Annotated in this window: 22 protein-coding genes; 12 read left to right on the top strand and 10 right to left on the bottom strand. The window is 72.2% G+C overall.

Annotated elements, in window-relative coordinates:
- Positions 1–7 precede the first annotated feature (7 nt).
- The 4 genes from ACH4U8_RS40035 (at position 8) to ACH4U8_RS40020 (ending at position 4,806) form a co-directional block, all read left to right on the top strand.
- Positions 8–949 carry a LysR substrate-binding domain-containing protein gene (locus ACH4U8_RS40035; RefSeq protein ID WP_395783059.1) on the top strand — a complete coding sequence of 314 codons (942 nt, stop codon included), beginning with the start codon at positions 8–10 and terminating at the stop codon, positions 947–949.
- 103 nt (positions 950–1,052) lie between these two features.
- Entirely contained in the window at positions 1,053–2,042 is a 990-nt protein-coding gene (locus ACH4U8_RS40030; RefSeq protein WP_395783057.1) for an ornithine cyclodeaminase family protein, read from the top strand.
- 143 nt (positions 2,043–2,185) lie between these two features.
- Complete coding sequence (locus tag ACH4U8_RS40025) at positions 2,186–3,196, top strand: Gfo/Idh/MocA family protein (protein ID WP_395783055.1); 1,011 nt, start codon at positions 2,186–2,188, stop codon at positions 3,194–3,196.
- Positions 3,197–3,513: 317 nt separating this feature from the next.
- Entirely contained in the window at positions 3,514–4,806 is a 1,293-nt protein-coding gene (locus ACH4U8_RS40020; protein ID WP_395783053.1) for a lamin tail domain-containing protein, read from the top strand.
- 165 nt (positions 4,807–4,971) lie between these two features.
- On the opposite strand, the gene ACH4U8_RS40015 is transcribed toward ACH4U8_RS40020, so the two are convergent.
- Together ACH4U8_RS40015 and ACH4U8_RS40010 are read right to left on the bottom strand one after the other, a co-directional pair.
- Positions 4,972–5,184, bottom strand: a complete 213-nt coding sequence (locus ACH4U8_RS40015; RefSeq protein WP_395783051.1) for a DUF4287 domain-containing protein — start codon at positions 5,182–5,184, stop codon at positions 4,972–4,974.
- Positions 5,185–5,343: 159 nt separating this feature from the next.
- Complete coding sequence (locus tag ACH4U8_RS40010) at positions 5,344–5,904, bottom strand: SMI1/KNR4 family protein (RefSeq protein ID WP_379990860.1); 561 nt, start codon at positions 5,902–5,904, stop codon at positions 5,344–5,346.
- Positions 5,905–6,111: 207 nt separating this feature from the next.
- On the opposite strand from ACH4U8_RS40010, the gene ACH4U8_RS40005 reads away from it, so the two are divergent.
- A complete protein-coding gene (locus tag ACH4U8_RS40005; protein ID WP_379990861.1) occupies positions 6,112–6,807 on the top strand; it encodes an alpha/beta hydrolase in 696 nt (231 codons plus the stop codon).
- 30 nt (positions 6,808–6,837) lie between these two features.
- On the opposite strand, the gene ACH4U8_RS40000 is transcribed toward ACH4U8_RS40005, so the two are convergent.
- From ACH4U8_RS40000 to ACH4U8_RS39990, 3 genes are all read right to left on the bottom strand, one after another.
- The gene (locus ACH4U8_RS40000) at positions 6,838–8,076 is read right to left on the bottom strand and encodes a malic enzyme-like protein (RefSeq protein WP_360312436.1); all 1,239 of its coding nucleotides are present in this window, start codon (positions 8,074–8,076) and stop codon (positions 6,838–6,840) included.
- Positions 8,073–8,420, bottom strand: a complete 348-nt coding sequence (locus ACH4U8_RS39995; RefSeq protein WP_360312438.1) for a metalloregulator ArsR/SmtB family transcription factor — start codon at positions 8,418–8,420, stop codon at positions 8,073–8,075. Before ACH4U8_RS39995 ends, ACH4U8_RS40000 begins: the two co-directional genes overlap by 4 nt.
- Before the next feature lie 206 nt (positions 8,421–8,626).
- Positions 8,627–9,379, bottom strand: a complete 753-nt coding sequence (locus ACH4U8_RS39990) for a response regulator (protein ID WP_395783049.1) — start codon at positions 9,377–9,379, stop codon at positions 8,627–8,629.
- Between the two features lie 282 nt (positions 9,380–9,661).
- Here ACH4U8_RS39990 and ACH4U8_RS39985 point away from each other — a divergent pair, with 282 nt between their 5' ends.
- The 4 genes from ACH4U8_RS39985 (at position 9,662) to ACH4U8_RS39970 (ending at position 13,416) form a co-directional block, all read left to right on the top strand.
- Complete coding sequence (locus ACH4U8_RS39985; RefSeq protein WP_395783219.1) at positions 9,662–11,332, top strand: GAF domain-containing protein; 1,671 nt, start codon at positions 9,662–9,664, stop codon at positions 11,330–11,332.
- Positions 11,333–11,561: 229 nt separating this feature from the next.
- Positions 11,562–12,470, top strand: a complete 909-nt coding sequence (locus ACH4U8_RS39980) for a universal stress protein (RefSeq protein WP_395783047.1) — start codon at positions 11,562–11,564, stop codon at positions 12,468–12,470.
- Between the two features lie 79 nt (positions 12,471–12,549).
- Positions 12,550–12,996, top strand: a complete 447-nt coding sequence (locus ACH4U8_RS39975) for a hypothetical protein (protein ID WP_395783045.1) — start codon at positions 12,550–12,552, stop codon at positions 12,994–12,996.
- Between the two features lie 198 nt (positions 12,997–13,194).
- Complete coding sequence (locus tag ACH4U8_RS39970) at positions 13,195–13,416, top strand: hypothetical protein (RefSeq protein WP_360312448.1); 222 nt, start codon at positions 13,195–13,197, stop codon at positions 13,414–13,416.
- A gap of 118 nt (positions 13,417–13,534) precedes the next feature.
- Here ACH4U8_RS39970 and ACH4U8_RS39965 read toward each other — a convergent pair whose 3' ends face one another.
- Positions 13,535–14,506: an MBL fold metallo-hydrolase gene (locus ACH4U8_RS39965; protein WP_395783043.1), complete on the bottom strand. Its 972-nt coding sequence runs from the start codon at positions 14,504–14,506 to the stop codon at positions 13,535–13,537.
- A gap of 93 nt (positions 14,507–14,599) precedes the next feature.
- Here ACH4U8_RS39965 and ACH4U8_RS39960 point away from each other — a divergent pair, with 93 nt between their 5' ends.
- A complete protein-coding gene (locus tag ACH4U8_RS39960) occupies positions 14,600–15,256 on the top strand; it encodes a TetR/AcrR family transcriptional regulator (protein ID WP_395783041.1) in 657 nt (218 codons plus the stop codon).
- A 77-nt stretch (positions 15,257–15,333) separates the two neighbouring features.
- Here ACH4U8_RS39960 and ACH4U8_RS39955 read toward each other — a convergent pair whose 3' ends face one another.
- Both ACH4U8_RS39955 and ACH4U8_RS39950 read right to left on the bottom strand, forming a co-directional pair.
- On the bottom strand, positions 15,334–15,765 hold the full coding sequence (locus tag ACH4U8_RS39955; RefSeq protein ID WP_360312454.1) for a hypothetical protein: 432 nt from the start codon (positions 15,763–15,765) through the stop codon (positions 15,334–15,336).
- 11 nt (positions 15,766–15,776) lie between these two features.
- Positions 15,777–18,029: an MMPL family transporter gene (locus ACH4U8_RS39950; RefSeq protein ID WP_395783039.1), complete on the bottom strand. Its 2,253-nt coding sequence runs from the start codon at positions 18,027–18,029 to the stop codon at positions 15,777–15,779.
- 300 nt (positions 18,030–18,329) lie between these two features.
- Between ACH4U8_RS39950 and ACH4U8_RS39945 the strand changes: the two genes are divergently transcribed.
- Both ACH4U8_RS39945 and ACH4U8_RS39940 read left to right on the top strand, forming a co-directional pair.
- Positions 18,330–19,070 (top strand): response regulator transcription factor, encoded by a 741-nt coding sequence (locus ACH4U8_RS39945; RefSeq protein WP_360312458.1) that lies wholly within the window; start codon positions 18,330–18,332, stop codon positions 19,068–19,070.
- Positions 19,071–19,114: 44 nt separating this feature from the next.
- Positions 19,115–20,500, top strand: coding sequence for a sensor histidine kinase (locus ACH4U8_RS39940; RefSeq protein WP_395783037.1), 1,386 nt, complete (start codon positions 19,115–19,117; stop codon positions 20,498–20,500).
- A 19-nt stretch (positions 20,501–20,519) separates the two neighbouring features.
- Here the strand turns inward: ACH4U8_RS39940 and ACH4U8_RS39935 are convergent, their stop codons facing one another.
- Together ACH4U8_RS39935 and ACH4U8_RS39930 are read right to left on the bottom strand one after the other, a co-directional pair.
- Positions 20,520–21,752 (bottom strand): sensor histidine kinase, encoded by a 1,233-nt coding sequence (locus ACH4U8_RS39935; protein WP_395783035.1) that lies wholly within the window; start codon positions 21,750–21,752, stop codon positions 20,520–20,522.
- Between the two features lie 665 nt (positions 21,753–22,417).
- Positions 22,418–23,593: a ricin-type beta-trefoil lectin domain protein gene (locus ACH4U8_RS39930; RefSeq protein ID WP_395783033.1), complete on the bottom strand. Its 1,176-nt coding sequence runs from the start codon at positions 23,591–23,593 to the stop codon at positions 22,418–22,420.
- Positions 23,594–24,070: the final 477 nt, after the last annotated feature.

The raw sequence follows: 24,070 nt of genomic DNA, 5'->3' as shown, positions 1-24,070 counted from the left end.
TGAGCTGATGCTCGATGTCCGTCGCCTGCGCCTGCTGCGCGAACTCTCGCTGCGCGGCACGATCGCCGCCGTCGCCGAGGCGCTCGCCTTCACCCCGTCCGCCGTCTCCCAGCAACTGGCCACCCTCGAACGCGAGGCGGGCGTGCCCCTGCTGGAGCGCACGGGCCGGCGGGTCACCCTCACCCCCGCCGGCCGCAACCTGGTCCGGCACGCCGAGGCCGTCCTGGCCCACCTGGAGCAGGCGGCGGCCGAACTGGCCGACACACGCCGCGGCCTGGCGGGCCCGCTGCGGATCGGCACCTTCCCCACCGCGACCCGAACCATCGTCCCGACGGTGCTGGCCGATCTCGGCGAGCGGCATCCGGGCCTGGAGCCGATGGTGCTGGAGATCGATCCGGCCGGCGTCGCGGACGCGCTGCGCGCGGGCGAGCTGGATGTGGCGCTGATCCACGAGTACGACTTCGTCCCGCCGACGGACGAACCGGGCCTGGCCGTGCGGCCGTTGTGCGTCGAGGCGATGTATCTCGCCTCGACGGCACCGGCGCCGACGCCCGGGGCGGTCGCGTCGGTGCTGGCACACTGGCGCGACTCGCCCTGGATCACCGCGACTTCGGGCACGATGTGCCACGCGATGACGATCCGGGCCTGTCAGGCCGCCGGGTTCACCCCGCGGGTACACCACCAGGTGGACGACTTCGCCACCGTGCTGACCCTGGTCGCGGCCGGCCGGGGCGTCGCCGTCGTCCCGCAACTCGGGATCACCGACCCGCCGCCCGAGGTGCACCTGACCCGCCTGCCGATCCGGCGCCGCACCCGAATCGCCTTCCGCGACGGCGCCGCGGCCCACCCCGCGGTGGTCGCGGCCGTCGAAGCCCTGCGCACAGCCGTACCCGGCACGCTCGCCCGGGCATCGTGGCCCACGCCCGACGAGCCGCACCCACGCGCGTGAACCTGCCCGAGCGAACGCGTGTCGCGAGCGGCGACACGGCGGGCGCGGGCGACCCTGTGACCCACCGGCCGCACCGGGCGGCGATCGCGAGGAGGTCGAGGCCATGCTCGTTCTCGGGCATTCGCAGGTCGAGGCGCTGCTCGAACTCGACGCGTTGATCGACGCCCTGGCCCCGGCGATGGCGGACCTGAGTGCGGGTCGCGCCTCGGCACCGGACCGGGTCGCCGCGCTGGTACCCGAACGGGACGCGTTCCTGGCGGCCATGCCGGGTCGGGTGCCCTCCGCCGGAGTGCTGATGAGCAAGCTGGTCTCCCTCTTCCCGCACAACGCGGGCACCGCGCTGCCCACCCATCAGGCCCTGATCGTGGTGTTCGACCCGGCCACCGGGGAGCCCGCGGCGCTGCTGGACGGCACGGCGGTCACCGCGTGGCGGACCGGCGCCTGTTCGGCGTTGTCGGCACGGCTGTTGGCCCGCGAGGACGCGACGGTGCTCGCGATCGTGGGCACCGGGGTGCAGGCCCGCTCGCACGCTCTCGCGATGTGCCGGGTCCGCCCGATCCGGCAGATCCGGGTGGCCGGCCGCGATCCGGCCAAGGCGGCGGCGTTGGCCGGCGAACTGTCGTCGCTGCTGGACGCCGAGGTACGACCCGCAGCCGACTACGCCGACGCGATCGTTGGTGCCGACATCGTGGCGGCGGCCACCCACTGCCTCGAACCCGTGGTGCGCCGCGCGTGGTTGGCGCCCGGCACGCATGTCACCTCGGTCGGCTTCAATCCGGCCGGCCGCGAACTCGACGACGCCACCATCGCCGACGCGCTGGTGTGTGTCGAGTCGCGACACGCCGCGTTGGCGCCGTTTCCCACCGGCAGCAACGACCTGCTGACGCCGATCCGGGACGGCGTGATCACCGCCGGGCACGTGCATGCCGAACTGGGCGAACTCGTCGCCGGCACCCGCCCCGGACGCACCTCGCCGGAACAGCTCACCGTGTACAAGTCGGTCGGCGTCGCGGTGCAGGACGCGGTGGCCGCCGCGCTGGTGGTCGACGCCGCCCGGGAACGGGCGATCGGCGTCGAAATCGCCATGGCGTAGCGGCCCGACGGCCCGGCGCCGCGACCGCGGGCCGCGCCGAGGTGCGCGGACCCGGCGGGTGTGTGGCACGCTCCGTTCGAGCGCGTCGAAACGATCACCGAACCGTCGGGGGTCGCGCGTGGGACCGAGTTGTGGGGCATGCCATGAATGACGGTACGCGGACCATCCGTTGGGGAATCCTGGCCACCGGCGGCATCGCCGCCGAGTTCACCAAGGCGCTGCAGAGCCTGCCGAACACGGAGGTCGTCGCGGTTGGTTCGCGCAGCCTGGAGAGCGCGAAGGCGTTCGCCGAGCGGTTCGGCATACCCCGCGCCCACGGCAGTTGGGCCGAACTCGCCGCGGACGACGACGTCGACGTCGTCTACGTGGCCACCCCGCACGCGGCGCACCGGGTCGCGGCCGGGCTGTGTCTGGAGGCGGGCCGGGCGGTGTTGTGCGAGAAGGCGTTCACCCTCGACGCGCGCGAGGCCCTGGAACTGGTGGAACTGGCCCGGCAGCGCGGGCTGTTCCTGATGGAGGCGATGTGGACGTACTGTCACCCGCTGATCCGCCGGCTGCGCGAGCTGATCGCCGCCGGCGAGATCGGCGAGATCCGGAGCGTCTCGGCGGCGTTCGGCTTCGCCGGGGAGTTCCCGCCCGAGCATCGGTTGCGCGACCCCGCGCAGGGTGGCGGTGCGCTGCTCGACCTGGGCGTCTATCCGGTGTCCCTCGCCCAGTTGTTGCTCGGTGAGCCCGACGCGATCCGGGCCTGGGCGCATCTGACCCCCGAGGGCGTGGACGACAACACCGGGATCGTGCTGGGCTGGCACAACGGCGCCGTGGCCACCCTGGGTTGCACGTTCACCGCGCACACCGACGCCCCCGCGACGATCACCGGCAGCAGGGGCCGGATCGAATTCGCCGAGGGCTTCTTCTACCCCGACCGCTTCGTCGTCCACCGACCGGGCCGGGAGCCGCGGACGGTCCTGCTCGCCGAGGTCACCGCCGATCCCGAACGCGGCACCATGCGGCACGAGGCCGCCGAGGTGAACCGCTGTCTGCGCGCCGGCGAGACCGAGTCGCCGTTGGTCCCGCTCGCCGGCACCCTCGCGGTGATGCGCACCCTGGACACCGTCCGCGCACAGATCGGCGTCCGCTACCCGAGTGTGCGCTGAATCAGCCCACCCGGCCGGCGCGGCCGGCCACCCGTACAGCCACCGTAGTGTCACGCGGCGCAGCCGGCCCCATGCCCTTCCCACGCAGTTCGCGGCAAGTTAAGGCGTCCGTCGCCGATATGCCGGAACCTTTTGCGCAGGAGGGTGTGCGTTGCCCGACCCCCTGAGACAAAGGACTGGTCACCTTGCGAACGCATTGGCGTGGAAGAGTCCGACTCGTCGCCGTCGCCCTGTCCGTGACGGCCTTCGGGTTGTCCGGCTCACCGGCATCCGCACAGGCCCCGACGCAGGCGTCGGCGGCCCAGGCAGCACCCACGGTGCGCATCAACGAGGTCGAGTCGAACGGCGGTTCGCCCGGCGACTGGGTCGAGGTGGTCAACACCGGTACCACGGCGGTCGACCTGTCCGGCTGGGTCGTCAAGGACAACGACAACTCGCACTCGTACACCGTCGCCGCCGGCACCTCGTTGGCGGCGGGCGGGCATCTGGCGCTGGACGTCGACTCCTCGTTCGGGTTGGGCGGTTCCGACTCGGCCCGGCTGTTCCGGGCCGGCGGCTCCACGCTGGTGGACTCCTACTCGTGGACCGCGCACGCGAGCACCACGTACGGCCGCTGCGCGGACGGCACCGGCGCGTTCACCACGACCACCGCACCGACCAAGGGCGCGGCGAACGCGTGCGGGCAGTCGTCCGGGAGCACTTGGCCCGGCGGCTCCGGCGTCACCGTCGCCGACGCCTCGAACGTGTTCGGCGAGAACCTCAGCGGTCTGTCCTTCCAGAGCCCCGGCGTGTTGTGGGCGGTGCGCAACGGCCCGAGCCGGCTCTACCGGCTGGTGCCCAACGGCGCGACGTGGCGCCCGGATCCGTCCGGTGGTTGGGCTTCGGGCAAGGCGTTGAACTACGCCAACGGCTCCGGCGACCCGGACGCGGAGGGCGTGAGCTTCAGCCCCGACGGGCTGTTCGTGGCGACCGAACGCGACAACGACAACGACGGTGTCAGCCTGCCGAAGATCCTGCGCTACGACGTCTCCGGCACGGCCGGCTCGCTGAACGCGACCGCCGAATGGAATCTCACCGCCGATCTGCCCGCGGTGGCGGCCAACAGCGGTCTGGAGGGCATCTCCTGGATCCCGGACACGTTCCTCACCGCACACGGCTTCCGGGACGAACACACCGGCGCCGCCTACGACCCGGCCGCCTACCCGGGCCACGGCAGCGGCCTGGTCTTCGCCGGCCTGGAGGCCAACGGCACGGTGTACGCCTACGCGTTGAACCAGAGCGGCGGCGGATACACCCGGGTCGCCACCTTCACGAGCGGCTTCCCGGCGGTGATGGACCTCGAATTCGAGCCCGCCACCGGCCACTTGTGGGCCTCGTGCGACGACACCTGCCAGGGTCGGAGCGCCGTGCTCGACATCGACGCGCAGGGCCGGTTCACCGTGACCGCCCGGTACGACCGCCCGACCGGCATGCCCGACTACAACAACGAGGGCTTCGCCATCGCGCCACAGGCCGCCTGCGTCGCGGGCGTCAAGCCGGTCGTGTGGGCGGACGACGGCAACGACGGCGGCCACGCCCTTCGCGCCGGCACCCTCGCCTGCACTCCGTAACCGACCGGCACCGAGCCGGCCACGCGGGACGGGCGCCCTCTCGGGGCCCGTCCCGTTGCCACGCGCGGCGCCGACCGACCCCGACCGCGCGGACCCACACCCCCGTGGCGGGCCCGCCTCGTCCGGAGCCGACGGCGACCCGCCGCGCGGGTACGCCGCCGGCCCCTACTTGTCGCCGTCCACCGTGTGGGTGTGCTTCACCAGGGCGTTCGCGTGGCCGTGACCGAGACCGTGCTCGGTCTTGAGCCAGGCGACCAGTTCCATGTGCTTGGTCAGCGGCGAGGACCGGATGATGTCCAGCCATTCCGAGACGGGTCGGCCGTACTTCTTCTCGATCGAAGGGAAGTAGTGGGCAGGGCCGTTGGCAACGTCGCTCATCGGGTCTCGTCCTCTCGGTGACCGGTGACAGGGTCTGCGATCCCGGTGGATCACCGGGGTCGCCCGGTCCCTGTCGTCGTCCTCGTGGTTATGACCGCCCCGACCCGCTCGACTCATCGACGCCGGGATGAGACCCGCGTCACATGCCTTCCGGCCGCCTCATCCGACGTCGAACCACTCCTTGCCGGCCGCCCAGTGCGCCACCCACCCGGCGAATCCCGGGGCGCCGGAGGTGAATCCGAATTCGGCGCCGAAGGGCGTCGCGCCCTCGCCGCAGATGTTCCAGAGGTGTCCCCGGTGCGGCCCGGTGACGACGAGGTGCCAATACATGCCGCATCCGTCGGTGCCGAGCACGATCGTTCCGTGGTCGAAGACCTGCTCCAGGATCGGCTCGGTCTCCTCTTCGGGCCTGGGGTCGTCGTCCCACAACCACTGCGAGGTGAGCGGAAAGGGCTTGCCCGGATCGCGTTCCGGCCGACCGGCGCCCCAATCGGAGGGCATCTCCGCGAGCCCGAGCAGGCCGAACTCCGGCGGCCCGGCCGACGACCCGTCGGTGATCTCGGCGACGAGGCTGCGATAGGGCTCGGGCAACACGACACCGTGCTCCGCCTCGAAGGCGTGCACCGCCGGCCATCCCAGTGCCGGCTTCGCCGAGCCGTCGGGATCGAACGCGGCGCGGAGCGCGGCCAGGACGTCGGGATCGGCGTGATCGATGTTCATCCGGCATCGATACCACTCGGTCGGCACCGGGTCCACCATCGGGTCACCCCTCGGTCGCACCGCGGATTCGACCGTGCTCCGATCCGCTTGGGCTCCACCGCCGGCCCCGTCCGGACCGGGGTCGTCCGCGAGGTGCCGGCGGGTGACATCTCGCATAGCTTGTGACCGTTAGTGACAATCGATCACCGAGCGAAATGGTGCGCCGTCATGGCCGACAAGCCGACTGTTGTTCTCGTGCACGGGTTCTGGGGCGGGGCCGCCCACTGGGCGAAGGTCGTCGTCGAATTGCGCGATCGGGGCTTCGGTTCGTTGTTCGCGGTGGAGAATCCGTTGACGTCGCTGGCCGACGACGCCGAGCGCACCCGCAAGATGGTCCGGCAGGTGAACGGGCCGGTGCTGCTGGTGGGTCACTCCTACGGCGGTGCGGTCATCACCGAGATGGGCGATCTGCCCAATGTCACCGGGCTGGTCTACATCGCCGCGTTCGCTCCCGACGCGGGCGAGAGCCCCGGGCAGCTCAGCCAGGAGATGCCGCCGGCCGCGTTCGACAACCTCGCTCCCGATTCGGACGGCTTCCTGTGGATCAAGCAGGACAAGTTCCGGGAGAGCTTCTGCCAGGACCTGTCCGAGGACGAGGCACTGGTCATGGCGGTCACCCAGAAGGCTCCCCTGGCCTCGACGTTCGGTGACACCGTGACCGCGCCGGCCTGGCGCGCCAAGCCGACCTGGTACCAGGTGTCGGCGCAGGACCGGATGATCGATCCGAACAACGAGCGGCGCATGGCCGAACGCATGCAGCCGCGCAAGGTCATCGAACTCGCCACCGGCCACGCCTCGTTGGCCTCGCAGCCGCTCCGGGTCGTCGACCTGATCGAGACCGCGGCCGGCGACGTCCCCGGCTGACCCCCGTCGAGTCCTCCCGCGCGACCCGGCTCAGCCCGAGTCGACGGTGAGGGCGTGGGTGGCCGCCGCCGCGATCGACGCCGCCAGGCCCGGCTGGTCCGGCGCGGGCAGCAGCGCGTCGCGCGGCGTGCCCTCGATCAACGCGTGCACCGCGGCGACCCGGGCGAGCGCGGTGATCGACCGCCGGGTCGTGGTGGCCGCCGTGAGCAGTCCGGGCAGCGCGTGCAGCGGGCGCGGGCCGGTGGTGGCCGCCGCGAACCGCGGCGGTGCCTCGGGCCGGGCCCGCAGGACCGGGACACCCTCCGGCGGCGTGGCCAGTCCGGTGAGGTCGACGATCAGGTCGGCCTCGGCGGCGACCACCCCCAGCGTGCCGGCTCCGGGGCCGAAGGGGTCGAACAGGGTCAGGTCGGCGATGCCGGAGGCGATCAGCAACCCGGTCAGGTCCCCGCCCCGCGCCGGATCCACCAGCACCACGCGCCCGCTCAGCGGGTTGACCCCCCGGTTGACCAGCGCGTTGACCGTCGCGGCGGCGATGGCCACGGCGAGGCCGTCGTTGAGCGTGTCGAGCAGGAGCACCGGCGGCGTGGGGCCGAGGATGGTCCGGGTGGTCGACACGTGTTCGGGGCGGGTGTGGACGAGCACGACGGCGGCGAAACCGGGGGCGAGCAGCCGGACCGCCTGGGCGATGTCCTCGACCTGCGGCGTGGCGATGGGCAGCGGGAAGACGTCGAGCCCGGTGGCCCTGCGCAGGTGTACGGCCTGGGATTCGAGCGCGGGCAGCGCGGCGTCGGCGGGCAGCGCGTCGAAGTCCAGGACGGCGCTGGCGTCGCTGATCAACGCGACGCGGTGCCGTCGTCCGGTGTAGTGATCGGTCTGATCGGGGTGTGCGGCCAGGTGCGAGACGACCCGGCGGTCGGCGTCGGCGTCGAGCAGGGCGATGTCGTGACCGGTGGTGGTCGCCGCGCACACCCGCAGGGTCAACTTGCCGGTGGAGGCGGCGGCGAACACCGGGTCCTGGGTATGCAGCAGGTCGGCGCCCAGGCGCCGGGCCAACGTCCGGGTGAGCCAGGCGAGCGTGCCGGGGCCGTCCGCGTCCAGGGTGATCCGACACGTGCCCATCGCGTCCGGCTCGTCGAGGCGACTGGCCACGGTGCCGGGTGCTTCGGCGAGTACGGTCGCGACCAGGCCGGCGGCGCCCGGCGGCACGTGGATGCGAAGGCTGTAGGCCGGATTGGTCGCGGGCCTGGATCCGGGCAGGTCGCGATTCACGGAGCGGCTCGGGGGGTGGTCGCGCGCAGGTCCTCGAGCAGTCCCATCCGGTCGGTGAGCAGACCGGTCAGGATCCGGCGGGCGACCGCGAGCAGGTCGGCCACCTGGGGGCTGGTGAGCGTGTAGTAGACGCTCGAACCCTCCCGACGGCTGACCGCCACCAGGTTCGCCCGGCGCAGCACGGCCAACTGCTGGGACAGCCGCGTCGCCTCGATGCCGACCTCGGGCAACATTTCGGCGACCGCGTACTCGCGTTCGCTGAGCAACTCCAGCACCCGGATCCGGGCCGGGTGGCCGAGCGTCTTGAAGAACTCGGCCTTGAGTTCGTACAGCGGGGTGCTCACCGCTCCACGTCCCTCCGATCGCGCCGCGCCCGGTCGGCACGGATTGAGCAATTGCAGACTTTAGCAACTCGCGCTCCGAGTGATCGACCACGGGGGCGAGCGCGCCGCCCGCCGGCCCGCCCGAGCGCACGCACGCCTGCACGCCCAAGCACCCGGGCGCCTCGCGGGCCCAGTGGGCGCGCCGCCGCGTCACCGCGTCGCTCCGCTCAGTCGCGCGCGCGGTGCTGCGGCAGGGTGCCGGCGAAGACCGCCGCCTGGACGCGGCGTTCGAAGCCCAGCTTGTGCAGCATGGTCGACACGTAGTTCTTGACGGTCTTCTCCGCGAGATGCATGCGCTCGGCGATCTGCCGGTTGGTCAGGCCCTCCGCGACCAGGTCGAAGATGCGGCGTTCCTGGTCGGAGAGCGAGGCGACCCGGGGATCCTCGCCCGATCCGGTCCGCACCCGTTCGAGCACCTTCGCGGTGACCGCCGGATCGAGCAGCGACCGGCCGGCGGCGATCTCCCGTACCGCGCGCACCAGTTCGCTGCCCCTGATCTGCTTGAGCACATAGCCGGCCGCGCCGGCCATGATCGCGGAGAACAAGGCGTCCTCGTCGTCGTACGAGGTCAGGATCAACGCGTTGATCTCCGGGAAGGACGAGCGCACCGCACGGCAGACGTCGACCCCGCTGCCGTCGGGCAGTCGCCCGTCCAGGATGGCCACGTGCGGGCGCAGTGCCGGGATGCGCCGGATCGCCTCCTGCGCGGACGCCGACTCGCCGACCACCTCGATGTCGGGCTCGGCCCCGAGCAGGTCGGCCAGCCCGCGCCGGACGATCTCGTGGTCGTCCAGCAGGAACACCCGGATGGTGCCGTCCGGTTGCCCGCTCGCGGGTTGTGGCACGGGCATGCCCGCGGCGCCCGGATCACGCGGCAGCCGTACTCCGGCGGCGGCTTCGGTGGTGCGGCCGGCTTCCATGCTGTGCTCCCCGGGAGTTGCGGACGCGGCACACCCGGTCGGGTCGGCGCGCCCTCAGTCTCACACCCGGCGACCGCACGGAACAGGGCCGGAAGTCCCGAATGACCGGGGCCCGTCGGGGCACGGTGCACGCCGATCGGCCCGTCCGCGACGACGGGCCGCCGCCCCGCGGCGGTGGCCGGCGAGTCGGCGTTTGACACCATGGGCCTCGGAAATGTCCCGATGAATCACCGAGGTCTTGGAGGGGTTGTGGCGTCGCACGAGCGACCCGCGCTGCCGCGCATGCGCCTGGACGAGCTGTTGGACGAGCTGCAGGCGCACGTGGAGGCGGTCCGCGCGACCCGGGATCGGGTGGGCGGACTGTTGGAGGCCGTGCTGTCGGTGGGCAGCGACCTGGACCTGGAGACCGTGCTGCGCCGGATCGTCGAATCCGCCACCACCCTGGTCGACGCCGAGTACGGCGCCCTGGGTGTGATCGGCGACGAGGAACGACTGGCCCGGTTCCTGCCGGTGGGCATGGACGCCGACACGATCCTGGGTATCGGCCCCTTCCCCACCGGGCGCGGCATCCTCGGCCTGATCATCCGCGACCCGCACCCGCTGCGCCTGCACGACCTCACCGAACACGCCGACTCCTTCGGCTTCCCACCCGGTCATCCGCCGATGAACACCTTCGTGGGCGTACCGATCCGCATCCGCGACACCGTCTTCGGCAACCTGTACCTGACCGAGAAACGCGGCGGCACCGACTTCGACGAGGACGACGAGGCGGTCCTGCGCACCCTCGCCGCCGCCGCCGGCGTCGCAATCGACAACGCCCGCCTGTACGACGACGTGCGCCGTCGCGAACACTGGCTCACCGCAAGCTCGGAACTCACCCGCAGCCTGCTCTCCGGCGACGACCCAGCGGACGTGCTGCGCTCGTTCACCGCGACCGTCCGGGAGATGGCCGAGGCCGACCTGGTCACCCTGGCCGTTCCGGTCCCGGGCACGCCCGACCTGGTCGTCGAGGCCGCCGAAGGGGTCGCCGCCGACCGGGTCCGAGGACTCGTCCTGTCCGGCGAAGGCACCCTGCTGGGCAAGGTGTTCAACTCCGGCGAGACGACCGTCACCGCCGACCTCGGCCGGCACCCGGGCGTGGTGGTCGCCACCGCGACGGGCGTCGATCTCGGCTCGGCCTTCCTGCTGCCGCTGGGCACTCCCGAACGCATCCGCGGCGTGCTCCTGGTCGCCAACCGCACCGACCGGCCGCAGTTGTCGGACGCCGTCGTGCGCATGGTGACCGGCTTCGCCGATCACGCCGCGCTCGCCCTGGAGATCGCCGAGCGGCGCCGCGACGCCGAACTGCTGACCGTCTTCCAGGACCGCGACCGGATCGCCCGCGACCTGCACGACCTGGCCATCCAACGCCTGTTCGCCACCGGCATGACGCTGCAGAGCGCCACCCGCTTCATCGATCACCCCGAAGCCCTCGAACGGGTCGAGACCGCCGTCGACGCACTCGACGACACCATCAAGGTGATCCGTTCCACCATCTTCTCCCTCAAGGCCCGCGACCGGGAGACCGGCGCCGGCCTGCGCTCCCGCTGTCTGCGCGAAGTCGACGCGGCCGGCCCGGTCCTGGGCTTCTCGGCGACGCTGCGGGTGGACGGGCTGCTGGACACCCGGGTACCGGAACCGACCGCCGACCACGTCGTCGCCGTCCTGCGCGAGGCACTCGCCAACGCCGCCCGCCACGCGCACGCCGGCCGCGTCGACGTTCACGTCGAGGCCGACGCCGAGCAGGTGCGGGTACGGGTGCGCGACGACGGCGTCGGCCCGCCGGCCGACCGCACCCGCGACAGCGGCCTGGCCAACCTTCGCGAACGCGCCGAAACCCTGGGCGGCACCTGCTCGTTCGGGCCGGCCCCGGACGCCGGCGCGCTGCTGGACTGGCGGGTACCCCTGGACTGACCGGGGGCGGGGCGCGGTCGTCGGCCGCGCCGCGTGGCCGGCGGTCGGGCGGGCTCGGTGGATTCGACACCCGGGCACCCGGGGTACGCGGTGGGTGCTCCTCGACGCCGAGCAGGCCGACCGGCTCACTCGGAGCGGGACCTCCGGCCCTGGGCCCGGTCCGCCCGACCACCAAGACTGATCACAGGTCGGCCCACCGGGGCCGCCGAGCACACCGAAGGGATCCGCCGTGAACCAGGCAGCCGAATCCACCGGTTCGACCTCCCAGTCGACTCCCCCGCGCGGGCACGTCGTCGTCGGTTTCGACGGCTCGCCCGGCGCGGAGCGGGCCGTGGACCTGGCGGCGGACGAGGCGCTGCGCCGGCACACCACCCTGGAGGTGCTGCACGCGCTCGAATGGGTCGAACTCGGGCACGCCGACGACCACTTCGGCCAACAACTGCGCGAGGAAGCACGCCACATCGTCGAGCGGGGCGCGGAACGTGCCCGGCTGCGCCACCCCGAGCTGTCCATCCGTTCCACCGTCGAATTCGCCAACGCCATGGACGCGTTGGAGGCCGCGAGCGACCGCGCCGCCCTGCTCGTGGTCGGCAGCCGGGGCCTGGGCGGCTTCGCCGGCCTGTTGCTCGGCTCGGTCAGCCTGCCCGTCTCGGCCGCGGCCCGCTGCCCGCTGCTGGTCGTGCACCCCGATCACGACACCAGCGGCACGGACGCCGCGAAGCCGATCGTGGTCGGCGTGTCCGACGACGACTGCACCGCCGCGCTGGAGGCCGCCTTCGCCCGGGCCCAGTCCCAGGGCCTCCCGCTGCGGGCCCTGCACGTGTGGCGCTACCCGGCGATGATGGCGGGCAGCGCCGGCTACGCCCCGGCCCTGTACGACTGGCGCGAGGTGGCCCACGCCACCGTGACCACCGCGCTCGCGCCGCTGCGCGGGAAGTATCCGGACGTCACCGTCGTCGAGGACGTCGCCCTCGACACCCCGGCGCACGCCCTGGTCGGCGCGAGCGCCCACGCGACGCTGGTCGTGCTGGCCGCCCACCGCAAGACCGGCCGGTTCGGTCCCAACCTGGGCCGCGTCACGCACGCCGTCCTGCACCACTCCGAGGCGCCCGTCCTCCTCGTCCCGGTGACCGGTTGATCACCCGCTGATCACGGGCCGGCGGCGGCTTCCGTTCCGGTTGCCGAGGGGGGTATCCGAGATGCGATGATTCGAACATATGAACGACATCGCCGACGCCACGCCGTCCTGGGAGCTGCCCAGCCGGTTCGACGTCGCGCGCCAAAAGGCCCGGCACGGCACCCAGGCCCCGCCGGACGGGGGGCCCGAGCCGGCCGGGCCGGCCCGGCCGGATGCGCGCACGGTGGAAGCGCTGTACGAGGTCTGCCCACCCGGCTACCGCAACCACGAGGTGCTGCGCCGATACCCGGCGCTGCTGGTACGCCTGGCCCGGCACCACCTCCTGGCCGAGCTGGCCGAGCTCCGCCAGGGCTACTCCGACCTGCGCCGAGAGCTCAGGGACCAGGTCCCCGTGCACGTCATCCGGCAGGCCCTGGCGACCTACCGGCGGGAGGCGGCGGAAATCCACCGCGCGCTCGAACGAGTCGCCGCCATCGAACGGAGCCTGCCCCCGCCGCCACGACCCGGGCGAACCCGGGCCCCCTGACCGAACGCCGTCGCACCCCGGGGCGACGCCGGGCGGGCCTCGCAGGGCGTCGACCGGATCGAAAGATTGGCCTAGACCTTTCCATCGATTGGCATGGACCTGTCCGACTCCACCCGACTAGCATTCGAGCGGCATCGCACCATCTCCGAAGCCATCTGACAATTTGTCAAATGCCTTCCGAATCAAAGGAGTTGGCACGTGAAGAAACGTATCGCACTGCTCGTCGCGGGCGCCGCCGCCGTCCTGCTTCCCCTGGCCACGGCGACGAGCGCCGCCGCAGCCGGCGAGTTCCACGTGCGCGGTGTGTACTACACGCAGTCCGCGTGTCACGCGGCGGGCGTGGCGGGCTACGAACTGTGGGGTCCGAGCTTCTTCTGCTCCAACGGCCCCCAGGGCCTGATCTACCTCTACACGCACTGACCCGGCCGATCGACCGGCACCCACCGCGCCCCGCCCACCGACGACCGTCGGCGGGCGGGGCGCGGCCCGTCGCGGACGCGCGCCCGCCCGGGTCGGCGGGGACGCCCGACTCGCTCCCTCACCCCTTGGCATCGACGCCCGTGTCGGCGTGCCAAAAGGCCCGTGCCGCGAAGCCGATCCACTCGGGGTTGTCCCAGGTCGCCCACCGGGCCCGCGCGTCCCGATCGATCCGCGCCGCCGCGTCGTCGACCGAGACCCCGTCCGCCCGCAACCGCCGGGTCTCGGCGCGCACATGGTCGAGGTAGCCCCGAACCTCGCGAATCAGTCCGGCATCGGCGACCTCGCCGTGGCCGGGAACGACGATCTCGGGCTCGTCGGCGAGCAGTCGGTCGAGCAGGGCGATCCAACCGCTCCCGTCGACGTCGGTGTCGAACGGCGGGAAGTACGGCAGGATCGGGAACATCCGGGTCTCCACCAGATCGCCCGTGAACAACACCCGCCCGTCGATCAGCACGGTCTGGTCGGACCCGGTGTGCGCCGGCCCCGAAGCCCGCAACACCGCGATGTGGCCGCCGAGATCGATCTCGGCCTCGTCGGTGTAGACCATGTCCGGATCGACCGATTCGACACCTTCGAGGGCCGCTGCGACGTGCGGCCCGAGCCCGGCGAACATGCCCGTGTAGCCGGCACCCTTGCGGCGCAATTCCTCGCGCTGGGCCCGGTTGTAGACGATCGTCGCGGCACCCTTGAACGCCTGTGCGCCGAAGCCGTGTTCGGGATGGAAGTGCGTGGTGGTCAGGTACAGCGGCCGGTCGCCGGCCAAACGCCTGGCCCGGTCGAGCACTCGGGCACCGTTGCGGGGACCGAGGCCGGTATCGATCACCAGCGCGGCCCGCTCGCCGACGACGATGCCGATGTTGGGCACCAGCGGTACCCGGTTGTCGGGGATGACGAAGACACCGGCGCACAACTCCACCGGCTCGCCCCGCACCACCGGCGGCGGGGCGTCGCGCACGTCCGGCGGCGCCGATCCACCGGCCGGTCCGGTGTCCGCGATCGAGTCGTTCGAGAGGGGTTCAACGGGGCACATTCCCGGGCCATCCCATCTGATCAGTGTTCAGACAACCCATGGACCATAACACCGATCCGGGACCGCACGTCTGAACACTGTTAAGATCCACAGGTGAGCAAAGAGCGTTATCACCATGGCGAGCTGCGCGCCGCGCTGCTCGACGCCGCCGAGGCACTCGTACGCGAACGCGGAGTCGACGGCTGGTCGTTGCGTGAGGCATCGGCCCGGGTCGGCGTCGCCCCGAGCGCCGCCTACCATCACTTTCCCTCGCGCGACGCACTCGTGCGCACCCTGTCCGAACGGGTGATCGCCCGCCTCGGCGAGCGGCTGCGGCGGGCCGCCGGGCGCACCTTTGGCGACCACCCCCACCGGCGTCTGATCGCCTACGGCCGCAGCTACGTGCGCTGGGCCATGGAGGACCCGGCGGTCGCCCGGTTGGCCTTCGCCGCCGGCCGGTCCGACCCACGCACCCCGATCTCCCCGCATCCCCACGACGTGCTCGTCGCCGAACTGGACCGGCTCGTCGACACCGGCGAACTGCCCTCCACCGCCCGCCCGGGAGCCGAATTCGTGGTCTGGGCCGCCGTGCACGGGCTGGCCACGCTGCTCACCGACGGCCTGGTCGAACTCGACGGCCCGCGCGCCACCGACCGGGAGGCGGAGCGACTGGTCGACGCCGTCCTGACCGGCCTGGTCCGGGAGCAGGCACCGGAGCAGCCCTGGCCCACCCCGCGCTCCGCCCACTCGCAACGCCACGCCGGCCCGTAGGCGTCGACGGCTGCGGCTTCACCGGCGCCACCGCGACCGACTCCGCCCTGCGGCCCCGGCGTGGCCGGTCGTGCCCGTCAGCTACCCCCGTACCGGCTCCGGAGCAGTTCGACGATGTCCACGGTGTCGGAGAGGCGGGGGTGGGCGGTGACCGTCCAGGTGGTGTTGGCGAATGCCTCCAGGGTCAGCAGGCAGTCGGAGAAGTCGTCGATGCGCAGTTGTTCGGGTTTCAGGCGTTCGCGCGACTCCGCGGCGACGACGAGCAGGTCCTCGGCCCATTCCAGTCCGTCCGCGAATTCCTTGAACTCGTGCCAGGACATCAGGAACCCGACCTGTGAGGCCAGCACGAGTTCGCCCGTTCGGCAGGCTTTCATCTCCCATGGCATGGTGCCGATGCCGATGCATTCCAACACGCTCCACTGCCAGTCGTTGTCCGGGACCACCTCGATCAACTCCGCCAGGCGAATATGGAAGCCGGGCCCTTGAAGCGGGAATTCGGTCTCGTTCATCACGTGTGCACTCACTCCCGTGACATCGCGGCGGCCGACCCGGAGGTCGCGTCGGCCGTGTTCGGCGGCCCGGCATCGAGTCGGTGGGCGAGTTTCGCGCCCTCCAGGTCGATGTGCGGGAGCAATCGGTGCAGTGGCCGGGGCAACCACCAGGCCCGATGGTCGAGAATCGCCATCACCGCCGGGACCAGCGTCATCCGCACCACGAAGGCGTCGAACAGGACACCGATCGCCAGCGCGAAACCCATGCCCTTGACCACTCCGTTGTCGGAGAGCACGAACGCCCCGAACACCGAGATCATGATCAACGCGGCGGCGGTGACCACCTTCGCGCTGTGGCCGTAGCCCACCCGCAGGGCCTCCACCGCGGGCCGCCCGCGGGTGTACTCCTCGCGCATCCGCGAGACCAGGAAAACCTCGTAATCCATCGCCAGACCGAACAGGATGCCGATCACCAGGACGGGCAGGAAGCTCACGATCGGACCGGTGCCGTCCAGGCCGATCAGGCCGGACAACCAACCCCACTGGAAGACCGCCACCACCGCGCCCAACGCGCCGAGCACCGACAGCAGGAAACCCAGCGCCGCCTTGACCGGCACCACCACCGAGCGGAAGACCACGGTGAGCAGGAGGATCGCCAGGCCCATCACGACCAGGCAGTACACCGGCAGCGCCGACGCGAGCTTGGCCGCCACGTCCAGATCGACCGCCGTACTGCCCGTGACGTCGATCCGGGTCCCGGTGACCGCGGCGATCGGATCGCGCGCCCGGCGGATGTCGTCGAGCAGGTCCCGGGTGCGCGAGGACTCGGGGCCGGTCGCCGGAATCACCTTGACCAGCACGGTGTCCCCGGCCGCGTTCGGCACCGGCGGCGCCACCGAGGCCACCTCCGGCAGGTCGGCCACCCGGGCGGCGACCTGCTCCGCCGCGGGCCCGACCATCGTCCTCGGGCCCTGGACGACCACGATCAGCGCGCCGGTGTAGCCCGGGCCGAAGCCGGCGTCGACCAGGTCCTGGGCTCGTACCGCCGTGGTGTCGCTGCGGTCCTTGGGCAGGCCCAGACGCAGATCCAGGGCGGGCAGCGCGCACAGGGCCAGCGCCGCGACGCCCAACGGCAACACCACCCACCGCGACCGGGTCACCGCGTGCACCCAGCGCAGTCCCGCCGACGCCCGTACACCGCCCCGCACACCGTCGCCCGCGCCGCCCCGCCCGCCGTCGGCCCGATCCGCCGACCGGCGCAGTGCCGGGATCGAACTCGCCGCCACCCGCGACCCGAGCACCCCCAGCAGCGCCGGCAACAGGGTCAGCGCGACCAGTACGGCCACCACCACGGTGGCGGCGGCGGCCACCCCCATCACGGTCAGGAACGGGATCCGCACCACCGCCAGCGCGGCCAACGCGATCACCACCGTGGCGCCCGCGAAGACCACCGCCGTCCCCGCCGTGCCCACCGCACGCGCGGCCGACTCCTCGGGTTCCACGCCGGCGCGCACCTGATCCCGGTGCCGGGACACGATGAACAACGCGTAGTCCACCCCGACCGCCAGACCCAACATCGTCGCCAGCGTGAGCGAACTGCTGTCCATGGTCACGAAACGGCCGCCGGCGAGCACCAGCAGCACCCCGACGACCACCCCGACCAGCGCGGTCGCCAGGGGCACCAGCGAGGCGCGCAACGAGCGGAAGACGAACAGCAACACGCCCAGCGTGACGACCAGTCCGGCGATCTCGCCGACGCCGAACGGCGCCGGCTGCTCGACGAACGTGTCGCCGCCCAGTTCGACGGTCAGGCCGCGTGCCCTGGCCCCCTCGGCGATCTCCTCGACGGCGTCCCGGGTGGCCGCCGAGACGTCCTCGGCCTGCTTCTCGGTGAAGGTCAGCGCGATGATCGCGGTGGTCGCGTCGGCCGAGACCGCGCCGGCGCCGTACGGGTCCTCGGCCGCAGCCACCCCGGGCAGCACGGCGGCTGCGGCGGTGGCGGCCGATACCGCCTGCCGCGCCGGTCCCGCGGTGATCGTGCCGCGGTCCGCCGCCCGGAGGACGATCCGGCCCTCCGCGCCGTCGGCGGTGGGGAATCGGGCCTCCAGGACGTCGAGGGATCGTTGCGACTCGGTGCCCGGGATGGTGTTCTGCGCCGCGAACGGCCGCATCAGGGTGACCGCGGCACCGGCCGCGAACAGCAGGATCAGCACCCAACCGGTGATGACGAGCCGGCGACGCCGATAGGCGAAGCGCCCCAGGCGATACAACAACGTGGACATCACGAACTCCCGGACGGTGCACTTCGAAGGCGGGGGTGGTCGACGCGAACCACGCTAGGAGCCGACCCGTCCCGCAACCGCCGACAACCGCCCCGGCCGGGGCCATTCACACGCAACTCCCATAGAACGGACCCCTGTTGGTACGACACCCTGAACGGGTGCCGGCACCCGTCGCGGACCGCACCGCAGCACCCGTCGACCCCACGCACGCGACCACCGCGCGGATGCCGGCACGGTGGTACGCACACGACCACCCGCCGACCGCCCACCCATCACCGACCACTCGACCGAAAGGCCCCGATGAGCCCCCCGGACCCGCAGGCCGGCCGGCCCGCCCACCCCGCACCCCAGGATCGCGGCCGTCTCCTGGTCGTCGACGACGAACCCGCGATCGTGGACACCGTCGCCCGCTTCCTGCGCTTCGTCGGCTACGACGTCCGCACCGCCGGCACCGGCCGCCAAGCCCTCACCGTCGCCCGGGACTTCCTGCCGGAGCTGATCCTGCTCGACGTGATGCTCCCGGACGACGACGGCTTCGAGGTGCTGCGCCGACTGCGCTCCGACGGTCTCCCGGTGGCCGTGGTCTTCCTCACCGCGCGCGACACCCGCAAGGACGTGGTCCGCGGCCTGACCGCGGGCGGCGACGACTACATCACCAAGCCGTTCGGCCTGGACGAGGTCACCGCGCGCGTCGAGGCCGTGCTCCGCCGCACCCGTCGCACCGACCCCGGCGGCGACGTACTGCGCGTCGCCGACCTCGAACTCGACGCCACCGCCCACCAGGTGCGCCGCGGCGGCCGGCCCGTCGATCTGTCGCCCACCGAATTCCGGTTGCTGCGCTACCTGATGCTGCATCCCGACCACGTACTGACTCGTGCCCGGCTGCTGGAACACGTGTGGTCCTACGACTTCAACGGCGACGACACCGTGGTGGCCACCTACATCAGCTACCTGCGCCGCAAGATCGACGACGGCCAGGGCACCCCGCTGATCCACACCCGTCGCGGGGTGGGCTACTGCCTGCGCACCCCACCGTGCTGAGCCGGCGGCCCAGAACACGCCGGCAACCGCTGAGCCGGCGGCTGGTGATCGTGCTCGTCCTGGTCTGCACCGTGGTCCTCAACACCTGTGCGGCGGTCACCGTGGGCGTATTGCGGGATTCGCTGTTCGACCGCCTGGACAACCAACTCGACACCACCGTGGCCGCGTTGCGAGCCCTGGACCAGCGCGAACGCAACAACCAGCCGCTCGGCCTGGATCCGGGCGTGTGGCTGACGTATCCCGGCGGCCTGCGCATCGCCCTGGCCGCCCCCGGCCGCCGTCCGCCGCACGGCCCGGGACCGAAGTTGACCGGCACGCTGCCGGCCGCCGGCCGCACGGTCACCGCCCGCTCCGGCGAGCCCGGCTCGGACGAGAGGTTCCGGGTCCGGATCCAGGATCTGACCGACGGGCGTACCGCCCTGGTCGCGTTGAGCACGAACGACGCCGAACAGGCGGCCGATCACGCGCTGTACGTCGTGCTGATCACCGTGGGCGTCGCGCTGCCGACCCTGGGCCTGCTCGGCGCGCTGTTCGTGCGCCGCGAACTGCGGCCGTTGGAACAGGCCGCCCGTGTCGCCGACTCGATCGCGGCGGGCGACTACGCGCGGCGTGTGCACAATCCGCTGATCGGCCCGCGGACCGAGGTCGGCCGGTTGGCCACCGCCCTGGATCGCATGTTGGACCGGATCCAGGCCGCGTTCATGGCCCGGGACACCTCGGAGGAGCGGCTGCGGCGCTTCGTCGCGGACGCCTCCCACGAGTTGCGCACGCCGCTGCAATCGATCGGCGGATACACCGAGTTGTACCAGCGCGGCGCGCTCCCGGATCGGGCCTCGGTGGACGACGCGGTGGCGCGGATGCGCGCCGAGGTGCGTCGGATGAACGGCCTGGTCGAGGCGCTGTTGCTGCTCGCGCGCCTGGACGAGGAGCGGGAGATCGACCTGGAACCGGTGGACCTGGCCCGGGTGGTGGCCGACTCGTGCCGCGACGCCGCCGCCGTCGAGCCCGACCGGCCGCTCGACCACACCGCCCTCGCGGGCCCGGGGGCGGTGCTGGTGCTCGGCGACGAGGATCGACTGCGCCAGTTGGTGGCCAACCTGCTCGGCAACATCCGCATGCACACGCCGCCGGACGCGCCGGCCTCGGTCGAACTGCGGCGCGAGGCCGATCGGGTCTTGCTGACGGTGCGCGACGGCGGCCCGGGCATCCCGGCCGCCGACCTGCCGCACGTCTTCGATCGTTTCCACCGCGCGGACAAGAGCCGCAGCCGGGCCCAGGGCGGCAGCGGCCTGGGGTTGTCCATCGTCGCGGCGATCGTCGACCTGCACCGCGGCGACATCCGGATCGACCCCGCGCCCGAGCGTGGCACCGTGGTCCGGGTGCGCCTGCCCGCCCTCCCCGACACCCGCTCGACGCCCCCGCCGACCTGAGCCGGCCCGACTGCGCCGTCTATGGACCGACCACCGTCTCCGGTGTCGACCGGGCGGGTCGCGTCACCGCGTCGTGGGCGCTCTCGTAGGGCAGTACGACGTGCACGGTCCAACCGCCGTCCGGGCCCGGGCCGATGTGGAGCCGGCCGTCGTGCATCGCGACGCGTTCGCGCATGCCGATCAGGCCGTGGCCCATCCCGTCCCCCGGCGCCTGCGCCCCGCGCCCGTCGTCGCGGATCCGCACCTCCAGCGCGTCCTCGCGGTAGCGGACCAGGACCTCGGCGGTGGCGGTCGAACCGGCGTGTTTGCGGGTGTTGGTCAGTGCCTCCTGGATGATCCGGTAGGCGGTCGAGGCGACGGTGCGCGACGGGTCGATCGGCACGCCCTCGACGACCAGGCCCACCGACAGGCCCGCCCGCGCGACCTGGCCGACCAGGTCGTCCAGGTGTCGCAGGCTCGGCTGCGGCACCAGCGCCTCGGTCTCGCTCTGCGCGCGCAGCACGCCCAGCAGCCGGCGCATCTCCACCAGCGCCTCGCGGCCGGTGCGGGCGATGGTGTCCAGCGCCTCGCGCGCCTTGTCCGGCGAGCTGTCGATGGCCCGACTCGCGCCGTCGGCCTGGACCACGATCACCGACACGTTGTGCGCCACCACGTCGTGCAACTCGCGGGCGATCCTGGATCGTTCGGCCGCTGCGGCGATCTGCGCCTGTTGGTCCCGCTCGAACTCCAGCCGGGCCGCCCGCTCTTCGAGTTCGGCGTAGTAGGCGCGGCGGGTGCGCATCGAGTCGCCGAGCACCCAGGCGATGCCGAGGGTGATGGTGAGGAAGCTGTAGACGAACACCGCCTCGCGCACGTTCAGGTCCAGGCTGCTGCCCCGGCGCACGCAGTAGAACGTGACGGGGACGACGAATACGCAGACCAGCGCGATTCGCGACTGCCGACGGGTCCCGGACTTGGCCGCCACGTACAGCACCATCGGGACCGCGAAGCTCGCCACGGTCATCCCGGACGTCATCACGAGTTGTCCCGCACAGCCCAGTGCCACCAGCGCGAACGCGGCCCGGCGGCGCGCCCTGCGCAACGTCGCGCCCAGGCAGTAGAGCACCACGAGGATCGAGTGCCCGCAACGGGTGAAGCCACCCGGCGCGTTGTCGTCGTATACCTGACCGGCACTCGTCAACAACAACGGAAGCACGATCATCGCGTCCACCGACAGCGGGTGCGCACGCAGCCAGGCATAGAGTTTTTGCACACCGGCACGCTACGGTCGGCCACCCCGAGCGGGCGTCATCCGGCGCGGCGAGCGGGCTCATCCCTCCCAGGTCGCACACCGCAGGGGCGTTCCTCCTCACACCGGCCACCGACATCGGGCCGAAGGCTGACGACACCCCCATCGAGCAAGTCCCCGGCGCGGTCCGGGACATCGGCATCCACGAACACCGGCGGAACAGGTGACGGGTACGGCGGCGCGCGCCGCCGTACCCGTGCACCTCGGTGCGCCGTCGACTCCGCACGAACGGATCCGAGACGGTACGCCACCCGACGTACCGGCCTCGAAAGCGTTGCGGGACAACCCTCGACACCTGCCCGCGACGTCGACGGACCCCCTCCCGTCGAGAATCGCCCGCAATGCCGTCGCACGGGTCGTCGAACGCCCCTCCCCCCTCCGACCATCAACCCCGGCGTGACACGGGAATCACGGTCGCCCCCCAGGATGCCGCCGACTCGTCACGTCTCCGTGATCACGCCGTCACCACCCGTGAACACGACTTTAGAGCCCGTTCCCGGCAAGAAAAAGGCAGCAAATCAGCCGGCCTCCGAGGTTGCGCCAAATGGCACAAACCGTCGGTTGCCCGACTCTCGGAGTCCGTCCCGGTCCACGCCGCGGCACCGCGCACCCGGCGGCCACGGCCCTGCCTAGGTCGGGACGCGCCAGAGTTGGCCGCTGTCGCCGTTGGCCGAATACAGTTGCACCGCAGTCCCGTTCGCGGATTTCCCACCGGCCACGTCGAGCACCCCACCGCTCGCGACGTGCACGATCCGACCCTGTGCGTCGACCATCCACTTCTGCGCGGCGGAGTCGTTGCAGTCGAACAACTGGATCCGGTTGCCGTCGGTGCGGCGATTGCCCGCGTTGTCGAGGCACTTGCCCAACGCCCGCAGTGTGCCGTCCCGTTCCAGGATCCAGGACTGCCCCGGGCCGAGGTCGCAGGCCCGGATCCGAATCGGGGTGCCGTTGGCGGCCGTACCGCCCTCGACCTCCAGACACCGGCCGCCGATCCCGACCACCCGACCCTGCGGCGGCACCGGCACGCCCGCCGCCGCCGCGAGCGCCCGCAGGCCCTGGACGTCGAACTGCTGGACGTACCGGCCCGCACGGGAGTCCTGATAGCCGTTGGAGGACGTGCACATCACCGGGCGTTCGGCCGAGTCGGCACCCTTGGGGCAGCCCCCGGGTGCCTCGTCCGCATGGGCCAGGCCCAGGGTGTGGCCCAGTTCGTGGCTGATGTGATTGCGCATGCCGGCCTCGCCGAATCGGGCGATCGGCGTGCCGTCGGCACGGAAGAAGGAGGCGTCGATGAACGCCTGTCCACCGACGACCGTGTCCCCGAGCGCCCGGGTATGGAAGCCGCAACTCCAATCGGGAGTGCCGCTTCCGTCGGTGACCACCCGCCACGGGCCGCCGTCGGCGGGCACCAGGCACGGGTGCGGCAGTACGCCCACCACGATGTCGCACCGGCCGCGCGCGGTCGCATCGCCGGCCGGCTCGGTGTCCACCGCGATCGGCAACCCGGTGATCCGCCGCAACTCGGCCGCCGTGCGCTCGATGTACGGACCCAGCCAGGCGACCGCCCTGCGATCGTGGAACCGGAACGTGTAGCCGCTCGACGACAACCGCACCGCCCCACCCGACCGCCACCCGGCACCCGCCGCCGGCGCACCGACCGACTCCGGCACGACGGCGGCCGACTCCGGCTCGACGCCCGCCACCGCCGCCGGCGGCGAGTCGTCCTGCGTGCCGAACGCCGCATCGAACGGCGGCAAACCACCCACGAACACGGCCGCCGCCGCGAATCCGGCCACCAATACCATCCGACGCTTTCCCGAAGCTCGCAAAGCCCCATAACCCTTCGTCACCATGCAGACACGCTGCGCTCGGAGCCGATCGAGAAGCCACGGTACACAGCGAAATGCCCATCGACTCCGATATCGGAAAGGCAATTACGAATCGGGGCACTTCATGCTCGACCGAGCGGAGCCGGGATCGGTGCCGACGCCCGCACCGGGCCCGCGACCGGCCGGCGCGCGTCGCGAAGTCGGCCCACCGGTTCACCCGTTGCCCGCCCCGCCGGAAACCCGAGAAGCCCCCACCCCCGACGACAGGTCGGGGGCGGGGGCTTCGAGCCGGCAGGCGCCGTCGCGCGGTTGCGGCTACTTGGCCGGTTCCGGCTCCGTCGCCTCCTCCGGCTCGGTCTCGGTCGCCGGTGGTTCGGGGAGTTGCACGGATTGCAGGAGGAGTTGGGCGACGTCGACGACGCGGAGTTCCTCCTTGGCCTCGCCCGCCTGCTT

Source organism: Embleya sp. NPDC020886 (assembly GCF_044333915.1).
Lineage (GTDB): Bacteria > Actinomycetota > Actinomycetes > Streptomycetales > Streptomycetaceae > Embleya.
The sequence above is the reverse complement of the archived record's forward strand: the minus strand, read 5'-3'. Positions and strand labels throughout refer to the sequence as shown.

What these genes read in the sequence shown, in the direction of transcription:
- ACH4U8_RS40025 (WP_395783055.1), top strand. Translation starts at nt 2,186, where the DNA reads ATGAATGACGGTACGCGGACCATCCGTTGGGGAATCCTGGCCACCGGC.
- ACH4U8_RS40035 (WP_395783059.1), top strand. Translation starts at nt 8, where the DNA reads ATGCTCGATGTCCGTCGCCTGCGCCTGCTGCGCGAACTCTCGCTGCGC.
- ACH4U8_RS40015 (WP_395783051.1), bottom strand. Translation starts at nt 5,184, where the DNA reads ATGAGCGACGTTGCCAACGGCCCTGCCCACTACTTCCCTTCGATCGAG.
- ACH4U8_RS39955 (WP_360312454.1), bottom strand. Translation starts at nt 15,765, where the DNA reads ATGAACGAGACCGAATTCCCGCTTCAAGGGCCCGGCTTCCATATTCGC.
- ACH4U8_RS39990 (WP_395783049.1), bottom strand. Translation starts at nt 9,379, where the DNA reads ATGGAAGCCGGCCGCACCACCGAAGCCGCCGCCGGAGTACGGCTGCCG.
- ACH4U8_RS40005 (WP_379990861.1), top strand. Translation starts at nt 6,112, where the DNA reads ATGGCCGACAAGCCGACTGTTGTTCTCGTGCACGGGTTCTGGGGCGGG.
- ACH4U8_RS39975 (WP_395783045.1), top strand. Translation starts at nt 12,550, where the DNA reads ATGAACGACATCGCCGACGCCACGCCGTCCTGGGAGCTGCCCAGCCGG.
- ACH4U8_RS39930 (WP_395783033.1), bottom strand. Translation starts at nt 23,593, where the DNA reads ATGGTATTGGTGGCCGGATTCGCGGCGGCGGCCGTGTTCGTGGGTGGT.
- ACH4U8_RS39945 (WP_360312458.1), top strand. Translation starts at nt 18,330, where the DNA reads ATGAGCCCCCCGGACCCGCAGGCCGGCCGGCCCGCCCACCCCGCACCC.
- ACH4U8_RS40030 (WP_395783057.1), top strand. Translation starts at nt 1,053, where the DNA reads ATGCTCGTTCTCGGGCATTCGCAGGTCGAGGCGCTGCTCGAACTCGAC.
- ACH4U8_RS39950 (WP_395783039.1), bottom strand. Translation starts at nt 18,029, where the DNA reads ATGTCCACGTTGTTGTATCGCCTGGGGCGCTTCGCCTATCGGCGTCGC.
- ACH4U8_RS39965 (WP_395783043.1), bottom strand. Translation starts at nt 14,506, where the DNA reads ATGTGCCCCGTTGAACCCCTCTCGAACGACTCGATCGCGGACACCGGA.
- ACH4U8_RS40010 (WP_379990860.1), bottom strand. Translation starts at nt 5,904, where the DNA reads ATGAACATCGATCACGCCGATCCCGACGTCCTGGCCGCGCTCCGCGCC.
- ACH4U8_RS39985 (WP_395783219.1), top strand. Translation starts at nt 9,662, where the DNA reads ATGCGCCTGGACGAGCTGTTGGACGAGCTGCAGGCGCACGTGGAGGCG.